This is a genomic window from Pseudoalteromonas sp. SANK 73390 (assembly GCF_054966645.1).
The window spans coordinates 50,371-68,267 of sequence record NZ_ARPN01000200.1; the positions used below are offsets into that span (position 1 = coordinate 50,371).

Annotated in this window: 16 protein-coding genes; 8 read left to right on the forward strand and 8 right to left on the reverse strand. The window is 40.0% G+C overall.

Annotated features, from left to right (window positions below; genetic code table 11):
• Nucleotides 1–738: 738 nt before the first annotated feature.
• Nucleotides 739–2,640: a beta-ketoacyl synthase gene (locus SANK73390_RS21915; protein ID WP_462768411.1), complete on the reverse strand. Its 1,902-nt coding sequence runs from the start codon at nt 2,638–2,640 to the stop codon at nt 739–741.
• Nucleotides 2,641–2,756: 116 nt separating this feature from the next.
• Here SANK73390_RS21915 and SANK73390_RS21920 point away from each other — a divergent pair, with 116 nt between their 5' ends.
• Nucleotides 2,757–3,749: a GlxA family transcriptional regulator gene (locus tag SANK73390_RS21920; RefSeq protein ID WP_462768412.1), complete on the forward strand. Its 993-nt coding sequence runs from the start codon at nt 2,757–2,759 to the stop codon at nt 3,747–3,749.
• 147 nt (nt 3,750–3,896) lie between these two features.
• Here the strand turns inward: SANK73390_RS21920 and SANK73390_RS21925 are convergent, their stop codons facing one another.
• From SANK73390_RS21925 to seqA, 6 genes are all read right to left on the reverse strand, one after another.
• Nucleotides 3,897–5,459: a dihydrolipoyllysine-residue acetyltransferase gene (locus tag SANK73390_RS21925; RefSeq protein ID WP_462768413.1), complete on the reverse strand. Its 1,563-nt coding sequence runs from the start codon at nt 5,457–5,459 to the stop codon at nt 3,897–3,899.
• Nucleotides 5,460–5,468: 9 nt separating this feature from the next.
• On the reverse strand, nt 5,469–6,446 hold the full coding sequence (locus tag SANK73390_RS21930; protein WP_462768414.1) for an alpha-ketoacid dehydrogenase subunit beta: 978 nt from the start codon (nt 6,444–6,446) through the stop codon (nt 5,469–5,471).
• On the reverse strand, nt 6,446–7,663 hold the full coding sequence (locus SANK73390_RS21935) for a thiamine pyrophosphate-dependent dehydrogenase E1 component subunit alpha (protein WP_462768415.1): 1,218 nt from the start codon (nt 7,661–7,663) through the stop codon (nt 6,446–6,448). Before SANK73390_RS21935 ends, SANK73390_RS21930 begins: the two co-directional genes overlap by 1 nt.
• Before the next feature lie 275 nt (nt 7,664–7,938).
• The gene (astE, locus tag SANK73390_RS21940; RefSeq protein WP_462768416.1) at nt 7,939–8,973 is read right to left on the reverse strand and encodes a succinylglutamate desuccinylase; all 1,035 of its coding nucleotides are present in this window, start codon (nt 8,971–8,973) and stop codon (nt 7,939–7,941) included.
• 103 nt (nt 8,974–9,076) lie between these two features.
• Nucleotides 9,077–10,714: a phosphoglucomutase (alpha-D-glucose-1,6-bisphosphate-dependent) gene (gene pgm / locus SANK73390_RS21945; protein WP_462768417.1), complete on the reverse strand. Its 1,638-nt coding sequence runs from the start codon at nt 10,712–10,714 to the stop codon at nt 9,077–9,079.
• A 9-nt stretch (nt 10,715–10,723) separates the two neighbouring features.
• Nucleotides 10,724–11,266, reverse strand: a complete 543-nt coding sequence (gene seqA, locus SANK73390_RS21950) for a replication initiation negative regulator SeqA (protein ID WP_462768418.1) — start codon at nt 11,264–11,266, stop codon at nt 10,724–10,726.
• A 128-nt stretch (nt 11,267–11,394) separates the two neighbouring features.
• On the opposite strand from seqA, the gene SANK73390_RS21955 reads away from it, so the two are divergent.
• The 6 genes from SANK73390_RS21955 to SANK73390_RS21980 all read left to right on the forward strand — a co-directional run bounded on the left by SANK73390_RS21955 (nt 11,395) and on the right by SANK73390_RS21980 (nt 15,856).
• On the forward strand, nt 11,395–12,159 hold the full coding sequence (locus SANK73390_RS21955) for an alpha/beta fold hydrolase (protein WP_462768419.1): 765 nt from the start codon (nt 11,395–11,397) through the stop codon (nt 12,157–12,159).
• 85 nt (nt 12,160–12,244) lie between these two features.
• A complete protein-coding gene (locus tag SANK73390_RS21960; RefSeq protein ID WP_261593519.1) occupies nt 12,245–12,466 on the forward strand; it encodes a DUF2788 domain-containing protein in 222 nt (73 codons plus the stop codon).
• Between the two features lie 2 nt (nt 12,467–12,468).
• Nucleotides 12,469–12,747, forward strand: a complete 279-nt coding sequence (gene ybfE / locus SANK73390_RS21965) for a LexA regulated protein (RefSeq protein WP_070985549.1) — start codon at nt 12,469–12,471, stop codon at nt 12,745–12,747.
• Nucleotides 12,748–12,761: 14 nt separating this feature from the next.
• Nucleotides 12,762–13,289, forward strand: a complete 528-nt coding sequence (fldA, locus tag SANK73390_RS21970) for a flavodoxin FldA (protein ID WP_462768420.1) — start codon at nt 12,762–12,764, stop codon at nt 13,287–13,289.
• A 106-nt stretch (nt 13,290–13,395) separates the two neighbouring features.
• Nucleotides 13,396–13,842, forward strand: coding sequence for a ferric iron uptake transcriptional regulator (gene fur / locus SANK73390_RS21975; RefSeq protein WP_462768421.1), 447 nt, complete (start codon nt 13,396–13,398; stop codon nt 13,840–13,842).
• A 169-nt stretch (nt 13,843–14,011) separates the two neighbouring features.
• Nucleotides 14,012–15,856, forward strand: coding sequence for an ABC transporter ATP-binding protein (locus tag SANK73390_RS21980; RefSeq protein WP_462768422.1), 1,845 nt, complete (start codon nt 14,012–14,014; stop codon nt 15,854–15,856).
• On the opposite strand, the gene SANK73390_RS21985 is transcribed toward SANK73390_RS21980, so the two are convergent.
• Nucleotides 15,840–16,442, reverse strand: coding sequence for a TetR/AcrR family transcriptional regulator (locus tag SANK73390_RS21985; protein ID WP_462768423.1), 603 nt, complete (start codon nt 16,440–16,442; stop codon nt 15,840–15,842). The genes SANK73390_RS21980 and SANK73390_RS21985 overlap by 17 nt on opposite strands.
• 281 nt (nt 16,443–16,723) lie before the next feature.
• Here SANK73390_RS21985 and SANK73390_RS21990 point away from each other — a divergent pair, with 281 nt between their 5' ends.
• Entirely contained in the window at nt 16,724–17,896 is a 1,173-nt protein-coding gene (locus SANK73390_RS21990) for an efflux RND transporter periplasmic adaptor subunit (RefSeq protein WP_462768424.1), read from the forward strand.
• Nucleotide 17,897: the final 1 nt, after the last annotated feature.

Here is a 17,897-nt window from a genome sequence, read left to right on the forward strand (position 1 = left end):
TCGTAAAACTCAGTTGTAGCTTAGGTGTGTAAAATTTATTCCCGAGCACTAATTCTCGACCACTAAAAGAAATAAAAATTCATCTAAGTTGTTGTATCAATGTGTTACATCACTACAGTTAAACTACCAGCTAGTTTATTAACTACGCTTTTTTGAACTGAAGGGTAAATGATGGGTTTATGTTAGTTACAATGACAGTATTATATCAATTGCATTAAATAAATGATCAGATGTAGCGATTGATAAATGGTTTGGTAACTAGGCAAAATTTCGCCATGTAGTTATTCTACATGCGTAATTTATAACGCAGTTAATGACTCATTTAACTCGCCAAAATGATCAATGTTCTAATAAAATTAATATCACGCCTTAAATAATTGTAATTAAGATAAACCAACCAAGCTGTTGTATATCAGCTTGTTTATTGCCTTGATAATCAATCAATACAACACTCAACTGCGTCTCTAGCTTTCCTTTACTAGTGTAGGGCTTCATATAAAAAAGTAAATGGAGACTGGATTTTTATTTATAAATCATCGCTTTCATGTACAAAAGTTAAACATTAGTGGAATTTATGCGCTATCGAATAAGCAGATGTACGCTAGGTAAGAGAAAGCTATAACCCAACCCTAATACGTTCAATCGCAATTAAAGATGCCAGTTAATGCAGTACAAAGCTTATAGGTACAACAAAAAGGCGCTCATCCTGAGCGCCTTGCTTTGCTTAACAATTCTTCTTTAGCTTAAATCGGTATACTGATTATTTTCAGTCAAGGTGATCTTGTTATCAAACCCGGGGATGGTAAGTGACTCTTTATCAATCAGCAATTCTGACTCATCAATTTGCCCTTCGCCAAAGCGATAAATTAGCTCATATTGCCCTAAGTCTGCAGCGTGTTGATAACGCAACTGAGCTTGTACAGTACACTCTAGTTTGGTGTTGTAATCAGTAAATAAGTCATCGCTGTAGCGTTTAGCCAACAAGCGCATCGTTTGTTTAGGCGAAAAAACGGTCGCAGTGGCATTGTTACCACCAAAACCTTTTGAATTAATAAATGCAATATCCATATCCTGGCACTCATAATGCTCTGTGCGAATATCTAGATACTCGTTATACACATCATCAGCTACTTTATCTATCGTAGTAACCCCTGGCATTATATTGTGGCTAAACACCCCAAGTGCCATGGCTAGCTGGTCACCACTGGCAGGCGCTATGGTATGTCCTACATAGGCTTTTGGCGCAGCGATTTTCCAGCCATTTATAGAAAAAGCCTCTGCAACTTTATGATAAATTAACGATTCGGTTACGCGATTTTGAGGCGTACTTGAGCCGTGAGCCAAAATAAAACTGCGTTCTCGTAGAGCGTCAGTACCTGCAATCTGCTCTGCTAAAGCCACCGATTTTGCCATGGTTATATAGTTGCCAGGGCCCGGTGCCGTAATTGACTTTTTAACGCCATCAGCATTAACAAATACATCAACAACAGAGCCCATAATTTGAGCGCCCATAGATAAAGCTAGTTCATCATCCATCAAAATAGCGACTTGTGCGCCTTCCCCGATGGTAAAGCCACAGTTTTCACCAAATGGACGACTGGTACGTCGATAATCTACATGATCACTGTTATCTAATTTTTTCAGACCTTCTTCATTAGCAAGCGCGCCCATAGTAGCAAAGCCCTCAATTACTTCAGGTGTCAAAGCACACTCAACGCTTGCCACAATTGCAACGCGCGTGCGGCCAGCTTGAATATCATTCACCGCAGCGCGCAGGTTATATAAAAAAGTGGCGCATGCACCTGATGTAGTGAAAGTTGTGCCCACACTTCCCGTTACGTAAGCATTAATAAAATCAGTCGACATCGTATTTAAGCCAAGCGCGAGTTGTTTAGTACTTACCCGCTCACCTTTCATGCGCGCTCGAATTAAGCCACCAAAGCCTTCATCACTCATTTGCCCTGCAATTGAGGCTGAATAAGTACCAATTTGATCTGGTTTTACGCTATTCATCACTTGCTGCCACTCAAGTCCAGTTGAGCGCACTGCATCTGTTGCAGCAAAAATAGTAGCTTGTAAACCTCTAGGCTGATAACGGCTGTTGTACATTTTCCCGGGCTCAAAACCACTCGGGAACTGGCCTGCAGCTTTAATAGGGTTATCTCTGTAACTATCGTGCTTTACTTCAAGTTGCTCAGGGACTAAAACAGAAACAAATTTACTCTCCATGTCAGTTACCTGCCAACTCGCGGGCACTGGAGTGGGTAAATCACGTTTTTTACATTGAAAACGTAAGCCAGCTGCATCACTGCTTTTTATTGTCAGTTTTTGCTGCCAATGCGTTGCGTCAACATCAAAATGGTTTTTTTCAATTTTACGAATTAACGTACCCGCTTTTATTTGCTCACCCAATCGTATTTCTATCTGGTCAGCCGTAATGACGGTGCCATCTTTATTTACAATAAGCTGACCACCTTGATAACTAACCAAATTCATTAGTGTGGCGAGGCCTAAAAACGTTTCTTGCCTTGCTTTTTGTGTCAACTTATTCAATACAATACGACGGAATCCTTGGTGGAATGAAGTACGCCCAGCGGCGTTAATGCCCCCCATACCAACAATAATAGGTAATGCTGTCATGCGAATTATTCTATATAGCTAAATATGTGTTGATTTTAGTTGGAACTTAGAAATTATATAATGCAAAATTAGACATATAACATTACTAATTAGCCAAAACAAGGTGGTCTGACCAGATGAACCAACCTATTCACGTCGCTTTTATCCTTTATGAGCATATGTTATTTACCAGTGTCACTTTACCCGCGGAAATGTTACGAGCTGGTGAAGCGCATGCTAAGCGGCATTTAGGGAAAGGTTTTAGACCTTTAAAACTCTCTTGGCTAAGTAGTGCGGAACATGAGATTGATAACGAGCTGGGCATTCGATTACAACCCTCGGGAGAGCTAAGTGAAATTGCACAACAAGATTATGTGATTGTACCAAGTATTTGGCGTAACCCAAGACCCGTTATTCATAAAAATCCTCATTTGGCCAATGAGTTAATGACCAGTTGGCAAAATGGCGGTACCGTCATTGGTGTAGGTACGGGCGTCTGTTTTTTAGCCGAATCAGGGTTGTTAGACGAACACCCTGCAACCACTCATTGGCATTACGCTGAACAGTTTAGTCGTAGCTACCCAAAAGTTGATTTAAAACCCGATTTTTTCATCACCCAATCTGAACGCATTTATACCGTAGCAAGCCTAAATGCTCTGGCAGACGTTATTGTTCATCTTATTTCGCTGCTATACGGCAGTGCGGCAGCCAATCATGTGCAACAAAACTTTTCTCATGAAATTCGCAAACCCTATGAAGAGCAAAGATATTTAGAAGGTGCCGTTGATACGCACCCAGATGAGCAAGTAGCAGCCATTCAATTCTGGCTTAAAAACAACTATGCCAGTGAGTTATCTCTCGCCCAAGTCGCTATGCAGTTCGATTTAAGCCAACGCACTTTTAATCGACGTTTTAAAGCCGCTACAGGACAAACAGCCACTGACTACTTGCAATCTTTGCGCCTTGAAACCGCCAAAGAGTTATTAGCCAATAGCAATCTATCCATTCAAGATATTGCCATGTCTGTTGGTTTTAATTCGCAAGGTTTACTCACTAGAGTGTTTAAAAATAAACTAAATCAAACACCCAGTGAGTATCGAAAAGTAGTTAGGAAAAAACTATTTTCGTAACAAGCAGCATTTACTTTACTGCCAAAATATAATTAGCAATTGCCCCCGATGCAGTAAAGAACAACACGCCCTAAAGGTGTAAAAACGCCACGCGTTCTAAAACGGGTGACGTTAATTAAATGATTGCGGTTTTATCAGCCTATGCTGCTAAATCATGGCCATCATCATTTTAGCTGGGTTTTCAAGGTAAGCTTTCCACAAGTTATTAAATCTTGCAATTGTGCCACCATCTATTACTCGGTGATCACCAGACCAACTTACTTGCATTATTGCTCGAGATACTACGTTACCTTTATCATCAAAACGAGGTAAATGCTGGAGTTTGCCAAGTGCGACTATAGCGACCTCAGGCTTATTAATAATCGGAGTTGCAGTAGTACCACCAATCGCGCCAATATTAGAGATAGAGATAGTGCCACCTTTTAAATCATCTGGTGATACACGCCCTTCTCTAGCTGCATCAGTCAATCGCATCACTTCTTGCGCAACAGCAACAATCGATTTGTTCTGGCAGCCTTTAATATTTGGCACCAGTAACCCTAACTTTGAATCAACTGCCATACCAACATTATGATCATCGAAGTAAGTAAGCTCTGTGCAGTCATCATTTACTTTGGAATTAACAACCGGGTATTCTTTCATTGCCAAAGATAGCGCTTTGATAAAGAACGGCATCATCGTCAGCTTTATACCTTCTTTTGCGTACTGCTCTTTTAGCGCTTTACGTAGTGCAATGATTTCAGTTAAATCTATTTCATCACTGAAAGTGAAATGCGGGATAGTTGAAACCGAGGCTACCATCTGTTTAGCCATCGCAGCTTTCATACCACGAATTGGCTCTACTCGAGTCGTACCTGAGCTTACAATATTTGACGATGTTGTAGCTAGTATTTTACCTGCACTTTGACTGGTGGTTGCCTGAACAGCACCACCTTCAACAAAGCGAGTGATATCTTCTTTAAACACGCGGCCATTTTTACCTGTACCTGGCACTTGGTTAATATCGACATCTTGTTCGCGTGCCATACGACGAACAGCTGGTGACGCAATGGCTTTGCCATTTGCCGGTAGCTGCGTTTTAGGCGCTTGGTTTTGTTCCGCTTTAACGGTTTGAGCCGCAGCTTTTACTTCTACTTTCGCCTCTGCTGGTGCATCACTCATGCCAGCTAAACGCATCTGAAATAATGGACTGTGTACTTGTGCGATATCGCCCTTCTGATAGTACAGCTTTTCAACCACACCATCATATTTTGCTGGGATCTGCACCAATGCTTTGTCTGTCATCACATCACAAACAGCTTGGTCTTCTTTGATTTCATCACCCTCAGCAACTAACCACTCGACGATTTCACACTCAACAATCCCTTCACCAATATCTGGTAAGATAAAATCATCTAGCTGCGATAATGCACTACCTGTAGAGCGTTGTTCAGCTGCTTGCTCTTGACTTGAGTCATTAGCAGGTACTGAGCCTGCTACATCCATCGCAAATAATGGCTGATGTACCTTGGCGATTTCGCCTTTTTCATAATGCAAAGTCGTGATCACACCATCATGAACAGCTGGTATCTGAACTAACGCTTTGTCTGTCATTACGTCACAAATAGGTTGATCTTCTTTTACTTCATCCCCTACAGCAACTAACCATTCTACGATTTCACACTCTACGATGCCTTCGCCAATGTCGGGTAAGATAAATTCTTTAGCCATGACTAATCCTTAAAACTCTACTGACTGTTTAATAGCAGCGAATACCTTCAGTGCATCAGGCACATATTCTTTCTCAAGAGCAAGTGGGTACGGTGTATCCAATCCACATACTCGGGCAATTGGCGACTCTAAATGCAAGAAACACTCTTGTTGGATGGTAGCGGCAATTTCAGCACCAAAGCCATTTGTGATCGGCGCTTCGTGACTGACAATCAAACGACCTGTTTTGATTACTGACTTTGCTATCGTTTCCATATCCCAAGGTAAAATACTGCGCAAGTCAATCACTTCACAGCTAATACCAGCCTCTTCGGCCTTGCTGGCAGCTTGCTCGATGATTTCCATCTGAGCACCCCAGGCAAGTAATGTGACATCGCGGCCTTCTTTAACGACTTCAGCCTTGCCAATTTCAATTGTGTAGTCTTCTTCAGGTACTTCTCCCACAGATGCTCGATACAAGCGCTTAGGTTCAAAGAAGATAATTGGGTTATCATCTTTAATACATGCGCGTAACAAGCCTTTGGCTTGATAAGGGTTTCGTGGAACAACCAATTTTAAACCGGGTGTATGCGCAAAATATGCTTCAGGAGATTGAGAGTGGTATAACCCACCAGCAATACCACCACCATAAGGTGTTCGTATGGTAAGGTTTCCTACATCAAATTCATTACCACTACGATAGCGAAATTTTGCTGACTCGTTGACGATTTGATCAAACGCGGGAAAGATATAATCTGCAAACTGAATTTCTGCTAATGCGGGTGCACCAAATGCAGCTAAGCCATTTGCAAATCCTAAAATTCCTTGCTCTGTCAGTGGCGTATTAAATACACGATGTTTTCCATACTTTTCTTGCAAGCCTGATGTAGCACGAAAAACGCCTCCGAAATAACCCACATCTTCACCAAAAATACACGCCTGAGGGTGTTCGTTCATGGTGATATCTAGCGCCGAGTTAATGGCGTGTAGCATGTTCATTTTAGCCATTATTTAATTCTCCCTGCGGTCACTGGATAAGCATCTGGGTGCTTTTTAATATGCTCTTTCAATTCTTCATATTGCTTTTGAAGTGATGGAATTGGCGTGTCGTAAACGTCTGAGACTAGCTCTTCAAGGGCAGGCTTTTGTATTTTTTCTGCCACTTTTACCGCTGCTAAGATATCTTCGCGTATTTTATCTTTTGCCGCTTCATCTTCAGCTTCATCTAGCCAACCTTGTTTTAATAGCCACTTTCTAAAACGCTCTATTGGGCAACTTGCTTTAAAAGCAGCTTCTTCTTCTTTACTACGATAACCAGATGGGTCATCAGACGTTGAGTGCGCACCAAGGCGATAAGCAATTGACTCAATAAGGATAGGTTCCCCATTCTCAGCCGCTATTTCACGTGCTGCCTGTGTTGCGGCATACACAGCTAAAGCGTCTGCACCGTCAACACGAATTGTTTTGATACCGTAACCCACACCACGCGATGCAATACCATCACCTTTAAACTGCTCATCTGCTGGGGTTGAAATTGCGTAGCCATTGTTACGAGCAAAGAAAATCACCGGTGCTTCATGGACTGCGGCCATATTTAAGCCAGCATGAAAATCACCTTCAGACGCAGCACCTTCACCAAAATAACAGATAGTGACATTATCAATTTCTGAATCAAGCTTACCGGTCTCTTTATCAATATGTTTTAATTTTTGACCGTATGCATAACCTGTAGCTTGAGGTATTTGCGTACCAAGAGGTGACGAAATAGTTAAGTAAAATAAGTCTTTTGACCCATAATGCACTGGCATTTGGCGACCTTTACCTAAGTCTTTTTCGTTAGAGAATAACTGGTTCATGAACTGCTCAAGCGTAAAGCCTCGATACGCAATAGCAGCTTGTTCACGGTATTGCGCCATTATCATATCTTCGGGCTTTAATGCAGCGGTGCTGGCTGTAATAGCGGCCTCTTCACCTAAGCATTGCATATAAAAACTTACACGCCCTTGTCTTTGCGCCGCTTGCATACGCTCATCTAACAGGCGAATAAAACGCATGGTTGAATATAAATGCTGTGCTGTTTCTTTATCAATATCTGGTGCTTGCGCACCATCTAGCACTTCACCGTTGTCACCTAAAATGGTTAACGTTGGAATATCTAGGGCATGGCTATCAATAAACTTCAACGCATGGCTGATATTTAACGATATGTTATTGGGGTTAGTCATAACCTACCTTCTCTTGTTGTCATAACACGTGCACGCTTGAGTATGTATACTCGTTCCAAACAGCACTAATCACAATGAATTTTTTAATTATAGATCAGCGTTAAATTGTAAGAATTATCTGTTTAGAGAATGCAAATTGCTTAAATAAAAACTAGTGACACTTTACGTTAACGTAAAGGGTTATTCAACTAATCCTAGATGAATAACCCTCTATTTGCATAATTATGCTTGGAAAGATTTTGATACGCAGGAGTTATTACTTTAAAAACAGATAATTAAACAAACCTTTCATCGACTTCCATAGGAATAACCGTTAATAGCGCCCTTTGACCCAATGCCACCTTAGCATTTGGGAAAATAATAGCCTCACCTTCTACTTCCGCTAAATACTTAGTATCACCGTCAGAGGCTAATAGTTCACCTTGTGCGAAGCCCGTAAAATTTTCAGCGCTATCAGAAAAGGCAAAACTAAAGTTTTGCTGTGTTCTATTAATGGTTCTATGAACCTGAAATAGCTCAAAATCGCTAGAATTAAAATTCTTATATCTAATGCTAGTTTGGCTAATTAATGCAGTTAATGTGTTCTTTGTTTTAGTAAAACGACTCATGTCATTTTCACCGAATGGCTTTACTTGTCCAAGCTCTATTGTAAATGCGTCTGCTGCAAATTGACTCGAAGAAAAATAACTAAATGTTGTTGCTGCAGAGCGCATCATCAATACCGTGTTCACACCACATGCGAGTAAAAATTGTAATTGCGACTTCTTCCACGGCATACCATGTAAGAACGGATATACTGCGAACTTTTCATTTTTAGAACCGCGAATAGCAGTATGTAAATCATAATGACAGCGATAGCGGCCCTGCTCAACTGAAGTGAAAAACTCTCTAACGTATTGCTCTAGATTGGCAGCACGTTTGCGCTCTTCATTCATTACCGAGCCTTGTGCGTGTGCGCCATTAAATAAGCGGTTCAAATTTTCTTCCACAAACCGCTCACCAATATTAATTGATTTAGGGTTACCGAAAATAAACAACACACGATGCGCAAGTTGTAGTTCTTCTTTTATTACAGCTGTTATTAGTTCATCACAGATCTCAATAGGTGCGGTTTCATTACCATGTACAGCACTTGATAATACAATGTCTTTATTACCATAATTGGCTGGTGTAAATTGAATAACGCCGGTATCAATCACTTCAACCAATGTGCCATTACTTAAAGTAAACTGCTGCGCTGGTATGTGAAATTCGTTGTTTCTAGTGAGGCTTAAAAAATCCCCAGATGTTTTTAGTGCTTCAAGGTACATACGGTCACCCAGTTAAGTTTTTCAAAGATGCTATCTATAATAGATAGCAATACAAAGGTATAAAAAAGCCATGCAATAGCATGGCTTAATAGATGTGTTTAAATCAGCTAATGACTGAATCAACAAGTGCTTTAGCTTCTTGCTCAAGCTGTTGCAAATGCGCTTCGCCTTTAAACGATTCTAAATAAATTTTATAGATATCTTCTGTACCAGAGGGGCGAGCTGCAAACCAACCATTTTCGGTTACCACTTTTAAGCCGCCTATGGCTTCATTATTACCTAGGGCGTTAGTCAATATTTGCGTAATTTTATCGCCTGCAAGTAAATCAGCTTTAACGTCTTGCGCACTTAGCGACTTTAAACGTGCTTTTTGCTCAGGTTCCGCTGGTGCATCTATTCGCTTATATAAAGGCGCACCAAATTGTTGCTCTAACTCTTTGTAGCGCTGTGATGGTGTTTTACCTGTGACGGCTAAAATTTCTGCGGCTAATAATCCGAGGATAAAACCATCTTTGTCAGTATTCCAAACACTACCATCTAAGCGTAAAAATGATGCACCTGCACTTTCTTCTCCGCCAAAGGCAAGCCATTGCTTATTAAGCCCTTTTACAAACCATTTAAAGCCAACAGGTACTTCATATACTTGACGATTATTGGCAGTAACTACTTTATCAATCATCGCTGAAGACACTAAAGTTTTACCAATTTTTACATCCTGTGGCCAATTTCTATGGTTGAGCAAATAGTCAATTGCGACAGCTAAAAAATGGTTTGGATTCATTAACCCATCTTTGGTTACTATTCCATGGCGGTCGTAATCTGGATCGTTGCCAATCCCAATGTCATAATCATCTTTAAGAGCAATCAGATTTGCCATAGCATAAGGAGATGAACAATCCATTCTGATTTTGCCATCTTTATCCAATGGCATAAATGCAAAGCGTGCATCGATCTTATCATTCACCACGGTTAAATTGAGGTTATACTTTTGCGCAATGACAGGCCAAAAGTTTATCCCAGAGCCCCCTAAAGGATCGACACCAATATTAACGCCAGCTTTAGCAATGGCTCGCATATCAACGATATTTTCTAAATCATCAACATAAGGAGTGATCAAATCTTGATATTTTATAAACCCCGAACGTTTAGCTTTAGCAAAAGAAAACAACTCAACTTCAACCAAATCTTCTAGAAGTAACTTATTCGCGCGATCTTCAATCCATTTAGTGACATCAGTATCTGCTGGGCCACCATTTGGTGGATTATACTTAAATCCGCCATCTTCAGGAGGATTATGCGATGGTGTTACCACAATTCCATCTGCAAGCTCGTTTGGATTGTTTTTATTATGACAAACAATCGCATGGCTAATTACGGGAGTTGGCGTGTAATCATCATTCTCTTGTGTAATAACTTGTACTTCATTAGCAACCAGAACTTCAATTGCAGAGTTATACGCAGCTTCTGATAGTGCGTGCGTATCTTTGCCCAAAAATAGCGGGCCAAATATATCATTGGCTTTTCTATAGTCACAAATTGCCTGAGTAATGGCCAAGATATGTGATTCATTGAACTTCACATTATAAGAGCACCCTCGGTGACCTGATGTACCAAATGCAACGCATTGCTCTGGGAATAGCTCTAAGTCTGGCTCATTAATATAATAAGCAGAGACAAGCTTTGAGATATTAACCAATTGCGACTGTGTCACCGGTTTCCCAGCGTCTGGATGGATTGCCATAAGATTTCCTTATAGGTAGTCTCGGATAGTTTCGGCTTGCGCTTCATTGTAGCCTAGGCTTAATGCGACTTCATGAAGCATCATTTTCTTACGAGTTGTATTTGAGTTGGTCATCACCCAATATTCACTGTCTAGAATATTTTTTGGGTTCATACTACTACCACTTTCAAGTAACGCTTCTTTACTTTTTGCAAAATAAATTCTGTCACGCCCTTTAATATCAAGCACTTTATTAAAATTCTTTTTATGAGTACGATGTAACGCACAAAGGATAAACAAAAACCGACCTACTACGCCTTTTTGCATCGCCAGTTCTTCTTTATTTAGGATATTAAATACATTTTCATGCGATTCAGCAGGCCCGGCTACTTGCTCACTTTGCTCTGCTTGTTCTATATCTTGGGCTGCATCATCAATAACAATGGCTGAGAGTTTACTGTCAGCAGAGAGGTTTAATAAACGACGCAATATTTGTGAGGCACTCTCGCCAATACTTTGAGTATTACTAGCGATGTATTGATACAACTCGTCATCTATTTCTATTTTCTTCATGCTTTTCCTGTCATTACTGAAATTTTGTGCATCTATTTCCGATTATATCCTGATTTCACATATTACTCTACGGCTTTGCATTTTTGCCTAATACTGGCACAATTGTAAAAATAGACTTAGGAGAAAACATGCTACTTAACTACACCAAAACAGGCGCAGGCCCTCATGTTATTCTTATGCATGGTTTATTTGGTTCACTAGATAACTTAAATATTATTACCAAAGCACTTGGTGAAGACTTTTGTGTTATCAATGTCGATTTAAGAAATCACGGGCAGTCATTTCACGATGAGTCGATGGACTACCCTAGTATGGCTCAAGATATTATCACGCTTATGGACCATTTAGGCATTGAAAAACCGCATATTGTAGGGCATTCAATGGGCGGCAAAGTTGCTATGCAAATTGCTATGCTCGCAGAGCAGCGCGTTAACAAGCTAGTGGTGCTAGATATTGCCCCTGTTACCTATCATTCTCGTCATGATGAAATAATCAAAGGTTTAAATGCCGTAGCACAAAGCACACAAATTAATAACAGAAGTGATGCTGACATGCTGTTATCTAACTATATTGAAGAAGCTGGGGTAAGACAGTTCTTACTAAAAAGTCTTGAAAAAAATATACAAAATAAATTTAACTGGCGATTCAATTTGCCAACAATCGCCAAAAATTATACTAATATCACCTCAAATATAAATGAAACGCATTCCTGTTTGTGTGATACCCTATTCATTAAAGGTAATAACTCAGATTATATTGTTCCTGAACATAAAGAAGCAATAACTCGGTGCTTCATAAATGCCAAAGCAAAGGTGATACATGGAGCAGGACACTGGCTACATGCTGAAAAGCCACAATCAGTAAATCGTTCGATAATTGATTTTCTTCAATAATCGTATTGTTTTTGCTTTGTGAACTTAATTTATGTCAAATGATTATGTTATAGTGTGCGCCGTTTGATTTTTTAGTAGAGCGTACATGGTCAGTCAGTTTATAAATGAATTTGAAACCTTAGGGCTGTATTTTGCTTTAGCAGGGATCTTCTTTTTTATAGGAATGGCAATTCAAGACGTTCTTAAAAAAGGTAATGTACCCAAATTTGGCAGATATACTGTTTGGTTAGTATTGTTTTTAGGCTGCTCAGGGTTTATTGCTAAAGGATTAATTCAAGTGTTTTGGCAAGGTGCAGGTGTTGGTTAAAAATGGCAAAATCTGAGACAGATAGGACCACAATTGACTTATTTGATAATGAAAAGCGCCCTGGTCGACCTAAGACAAACCCGCTTCCTAGAGAAGTGCAATTAAAGGTAAACAAGCGCAATCAGATTAAGCGCGATCGTGCAAGAGGCTTAAAGCGTGTAGAATTTAAAGTGTCATCTGAGCTGTATCAAGCTTTAAGTGACATGGCAGATGAGCAAAATATTAGTCGCAGCGCGTTAATTGAAACAATCTTGCAAGAAAAATTAGCGAATAACAGATAGAAGGTAAGCATTAAATGGCAAGCGTAGGTATATTTTTTGGCAGTGACACAGGCAACACTGAACACGTTGCTAAGATGATACAAAAAGAGCTAGGTAAACAGCTTGTAGACGTCAAAGACATTGCAAAAAGTAGTAAAGAAGAAATTGCAGAGTTTGATTTGATCTTATTCGGCATTCCTACATGGTATTACGGTGAAGCGCAGTGTGACTGGGATGATTTTTTTCCTGAATTAGAAGAAGTTGACTTTGAAGGTAAGTTGGTAGCCATATTTGGTTGTGGTGATCAAGAAGACTACGCAGAATACTTCTTAGATGCTATGGGTATGGTCAATGACATCGTCACAGAGCGCGGCGCTATCGTTGTTGGTAATTGGTCAACTGATGGATACCAATTTGAAGCATCTAAAGCGCTCATTGATGACAATCATTTTGTTGGCCTTGGTATTGATGAAGACAGGCAACCTGAACTTACTGAAAAGCGCGTTAAAGACTGGTCTGCGCAAGTATACGATGAGATGTGTCTTGCCGAGCTAGAAGATTAAATTCATGCATGCTTTGCACTTAATTGCAGAGCACGTTATTCTTAGGTCTAGCAGTGTCGTGCAGATAGCCTAAGATAAATACACATAATAGATTGAGACAGATTTAATGACTGATCACAACTTAGAACTAAAAAAAGCAGGTTTAAAGGTAACCCTCCCTAGAATCAAAATTCTAGAGATTTTACAATCTCCAGATAATCAGCATATTAGCGCTGAAGATGTTTATAAAATCTTATTAGATTTAGGGGAAGAAATTGGTCTAGCGACCGTTTACCGTGTTTTAAACCAGTTTGATGACGCGGGCATTGTAAGCCGTCACCATTTCGAAGGTGGAAAGTCAGTATTTGAACTCTCTGGTAGCACTCACCACGACCATCTTGTTTGTCTTAAATGTGGCAAAGTGGTTGAGTTTGAAGACGATGTTATTGAAACTCGCCAAGAAGAAATAGCCAAACAAAATGGTATTAAGCTCACCAATCATTCACTTTACCTTTATGGTGAATGTGAAGATAAGGCGGCGTGTAAAACATACGCAGATAATAACGGTAATTAATTAACCGTTATTATCTGCCTTTTTGATTTAAACCGGCTTTAGCCGGTTTTTTTATCTTTACTTTTCCGTCTTTGATTAAATATTCCTAGCATTCCTTCACATATAACTGTTATTTTAAACTGTATAAATATACAGATAAATCGCATATAAGTTTTTTAAGGAAGATAATATGTACAAAATTTTTGAACGCTTTACTGACGCCTTTCCTGATACCCCTGTATCTCAACCGCCAAACACACTGTTTGCATTTTGCCGCTTTTACACCAAAGGAATGGAGTGGCCATTAATGCTTATGTCAATCAGTGCTGCAATGTTAGCAATACTCGAAGTTACCTTGTTTAGCTTTATGGGTAACTTAGTTGACTGGTTATCAGCCTACACACCAAAAGCTCTCTTTGAACAAAAGCGTTCAGAGCTTGTTATGATGGCGGTCATAACATTAGTTGTATTACCTATTTTAGTGTTTTTTCACTCTGCGATCTTACACCAAAGCCTGCTAGGTAACTACCCAATGTCTATCCGCTGGCAAGCACACCGGTATTTACTCAAGCAAAGCATGAGCTTTTATCAAGATGAATTTGCCGGGCGTATTGCAACCAAAGTTATGCAAACAGCGCTGGCCGTGCGTGAAAGTGTGATGAAGTTACTTGATGTACTCGTTTATGTCTTTGTCTATTTTGGTGCAATGTTAGCATTAGTAGCGCAAGCAGATTTACGGCTAATGCTGCCAATGTTGACTTGGTTCGTTTTATATATCTGTGTACAGGTTTATTTTGTGCCAAAACTAAAAAGGGTTTCTAGTGCACAAGCTGATGCACGCTCCGAAATGACCGGACGTATCGTAGATAGCTATGCGAATATTTCGACTGTAAAACTTTTTTCTCACACGCAAAGAGAGGAAGAGTATGCTAAAGATAGCATGGATGTATTTATTCAACCTGTGTATAAACAAATGCGCTTGGCAACATCGTTAAATGTATGCGTTCAAATACTGAACTATTCATTAGTTTTTTCAGTCGCTGCACTTTCTGTTTATCTGTGGTCATTCAACGCTATCACCGTTGGCGCTATCGCCATTACCGTTAGTTTAGCACTGCGTCTAAATGGTATGTCGCAGTGGATTATGTGGGAAGTAAGTGGCTTATTTGAAAATATAGGCACCGTTACGGATGGGATCACCACCCTATCTAAACCCGTTGATATACAAGATTATCCTGACGCTGAGCCGCTTGAGTTTAAAAATGGTGCAATAGATTTTAGCCGACTAAATTTTGCCTACAAACGTTTAGATAAGAATGTACAAAGTAATGTGATCAATAATCTAAGTTTATCCATCAAACCAGGGGAAAAAGTCGGCGTCGTAGGTCGCTCAGGCGCAGGTAAATCAACATTAGTGAACTTGTTATTAAGGTTTTACGACCTAGATAACGGGACAATTACAATAGATGGACAAGATATTTCAACGGTCACACAAGAAAGTTTACGTCAACATATTGCTATGGTCACGCAAGACACCTCACTACTACATAGAAGTGTACGTGATAATATTTTATATGGTCGCCCTAACGCAACAGAGCAAGAGCTAATAGCAGCAACTAAGCAAGCGCAAGCTTTTGAATTCATCCAACAGCTGGAGGATGCAAAAGGTAATCACGGATTTGATGCTCAAGTGGGTGAGCGAGGCATTAAACTCTCTGGCGGTCAACGCCAGCGTATAGCAATTGCACGAGTTTTACTTAAAAACGCCCCTATTCTTATTTTGGATGAAGCAACATCAGCACTTGATTCTGAGGTTGAATCTGTAATTCAAGAAAGTCTCGATACACTGATGACTGCAAAGACCGTGATTGCTATTGCTCACCGGCTATCAACAATCGCGCAAATGGATAAACTCATTGTCATGGAGAAAGGCGAAATTGTTGAGCACGGTACACACCAAGAACTACTGGCATCTGGCGGAATTTATGCAAAACTATGGGCTCACCAAACGGGTGGTTTTATTGGTGTAGAGTAATACCAGAGCAAAATAATAAGCATGCTTGGTCTATAAGATCATCAAGTGCCTCTTCATCTAGGGGTGCTTGCCATTTTATAGCTTGCTCCCAATATGTCAGCTTTTTTAACCCTCCCCAGAAAAATGCAGCGGCAAAATGTGCTTTAAATTGACCTAAACAATGCGCACTTTCTGCATCTTCAAACCACTGTAATAACGCTTTTTCACAGGTCATAAAGCGTGTGTTGAGGACTTCTGCACGTTCTTTCGAGCGCATTGATTCAATCAGAACAATGCGTGATAAAGTCAAATAATCGTCATCACTGAGCATCGTCACAGCATTTGTGGCTAGATTTCGAAGCTGGGTGATAAAGTCATAATTAGGAATAAACTGTATCGCCGTTAAGGGTTCGACCCGTGAGATAAGTAGCTCTACCACAACATCAAAAAGTGCTTCTTTATTGGCAAAGTGCTTATAAAGGGTACGCTTCGATACGTTTGCGTTATTGCTTATTTGCTCCATCGTCGTAGCTGACACACCGTGCTGTGCAAATAATGCAATTGCTGCACGCAAAATATCTAACTGTTTTATTGAATAATCGGCCATAGTAAACTTAAACCACCTGAGTTGTTAACCGTATTTTAATGATTATAGCTTGAAATAGAAAGGTAAACGATGTCGTTTACCTTTCTATTAAATACGTATAGACTTACGCCTACCTGCGTAAAAGTCGTCCATTTAAGTTTACTTTGGTATATATTGTAATGGTGGTAGGCATACATTAGTCAGCTCAATTCGTGTTAGATAAGTCCATATCTCGATACGACTAAAGCCCTTAAGTATTTATACGAAAAATTTAAATCCCTAAAAATGGAATTGGAGTAAACATGTATTCACACTTCTTCAACCGTGTAATATTCCTTATGTTAATAGTTAGTGCATTAACAGTACTGTCCGGTTGCCAAGAGCAACACACGCAATCTGAGACTCACTCAATGCCACCAGCAACAGTGAGCGTAATTGCAGTAAGTAAAACAAATGTGCCTATTCATATAGAACTACCTGCAACCCTTGCCGGTAATAAAGAGGTTGAAATCAGAGCTCGGGTATCTGGTATTGTTGAATCTAGAAATTTTGAAGAAGGGCAAATTGTAAGTGCCGGGCAATCATTATTCACTTTGGATTTAAACCCTTTCCAACTAGAGCTCAATAAAGCACAAGCGCTATTGAATGCTGCAAAAGCGCAAGTTGAGCAAAACAAACGTGAACGTGATCGTTTTGAAACGTTAACGAACGAGCGTTCAGTTTCTAAACGAGACTTTGATAATGCAGCTTCAAATTATGACATCTCTTTAGCTAATTTAGAGTCAGCTAAGGTGGCACTCAATGAAGCAAAACTTAATTTAGAATATGCTCATGTAAAAGCGCCTGTATCGGGCATTATTGGCCGAGAGTTAGTATCAGAAGGAAGTTATGTGTCTGGGCCTGAACTACTTCTTGCTGAACTTACCGACACTGCCAACATGCGAATACGATTTGGGTTTTCTGAGCGAGAACAGCTAAAAATGCGCCAAGATGTAACAAATGGCAGCCTCACCTTGCCTGTGCATAATGAATTTGATGTTCAAATTATTTTACAAGATGGCAGTATTTACCCACAAACAGGTAAAGTTTACTTCTCTGATGTTAGGGTTAATCGCTACACGGGAACAAGTGAACTGCAGGCTAAAGTTGTAAACCCCGATTCACAATTAAGACCAGGCCAATTTGTGCGTGTGCGTTTAACTGGCGCTGTTCGTCACAATGTCGTTTTACTGCCGCAAAGAACTGTACTAGACAATGGAACGGGTAAATTTGTTTATATTGCAACCGAAAATGAACAAGGTCAGCTAATTGCTCTACCCGCACCGGTTAAAGTTGGTGAATGGGTTCAGCAAAATGGTAAAAATTACTGGGTGATAAACGAAGGTCTCAATTCTAATCAACGTGTAGTAACCGAAGGTATGGCAAGAATATTCTTCCCAGGAATGCCAATACAAGTGGCTGATAAAGGAGAATAAT

Bases quoted from the DNA above. Each gene is read 5' to 3' on its own strand.
- SANK73390_RS21915 (WP_462768411.1), bottom strand. From the start codon at position 2,640: ATGACAGCATTACCTATTATTGTTGGTATGGGGGGCATTAACGCCGCT.
- SANK73390_RS21920 (WP_462768412.1), top strand. From the start codon at position 2,757: ATGAACCAACCTATTCACGTCGCTTTTATCCTTTATGAGCATATGTTA.
- SANK73390_RS21925 (WP_462768413.1), bottom strand. From the start codon at position 5,459: ATGGCTAAAGAATTTATCTTACCCGACATTGGCGAAGGCATCGTAGAG.
- SANK73390_RS21930 (WP_462768414.1), bottom strand. From the start codon at position 6,446: ATGGCTAAAATGAACATGCTACACGCCATTAACTCGGCGCTAGATATC.
- SANK73390_RS21935 (WP_462768415.1), bottom strand. From the start codon at position 7,663: ATGACTAACCCCAATAACATATCGTTAAATATCAGCCATGCGTTGAAG.
- astE (WP_462768416.1), bottom strand. From the start codon at position 8,973: ATGTACCTTGAAGCACTAAAAACATCTGGGGATTTTTTAAGCCTCACT.
- pgm (WP_462768417.1), bottom strand. From the start codon at position 10,714: ATGGCAATCCATCCAGACGCTGGGAAACCGGTGACACAGTCGCAATTG.
- seqA (WP_462768418.1), bottom strand. From the start codon at position 11,266: ATGAAGAAAATAGAAATAGATGACGAGTTGTATCAATACATCGCTAGT.
- SANK73390_RS21955 (WP_462768419.1), top strand. From the start codon at position 11,395: ATGCTACTTAACTACACCAAAACAGGCGCAGGCCCTCATGTTATTCTT.
- SANK73390_RS21960 (WP_261593519.1), top strand. From the start codon at position 12,245: ATGGTCAGTCAGTTTATAAATGAATTTGAAACCTTAGGGCTGTATTTT.
- ybfE (WP_070985549.1), top strand. From the start codon at position 12,469: ATGGCAAAATCTGAGACAGATAGGACCACAATTGACTTATTTGATAAT.
- fldA (WP_462768420.1), top strand. From the start codon at position 12,762: ATGGCAAGCGTAGGTATATTTTTTGGCAGTGACACAGGCAACACTGAA.
- fur (WP_462768421.1), top strand. From the start codon at position 13,396: ATGACTGATCACAACTTAGAACTAAAAAAAGCAGGTTTAAAGGTAACC.
- SANK73390_RS21980 (WP_462768422.1), top strand. From the start codon at position 14,012: ATGTACAAAATTTTTGAACGCTTTACTGACGCCTTTCCTGATACCCCT.
- SANK73390_RS21985 (WP_462768423.1), bottom strand. From the start codon at position 16,442: ATGGCCGATTATTCAATAAAACAGTTAGATATTTTGCGTGCAGCAATT.
- SANK73390_RS21990 (WP_462768424.1), top strand. From the start codon at position 16,724: ATGTATTCACACTTCTTCAACCGTGTAATATTCCTTATGTTAATAGTT.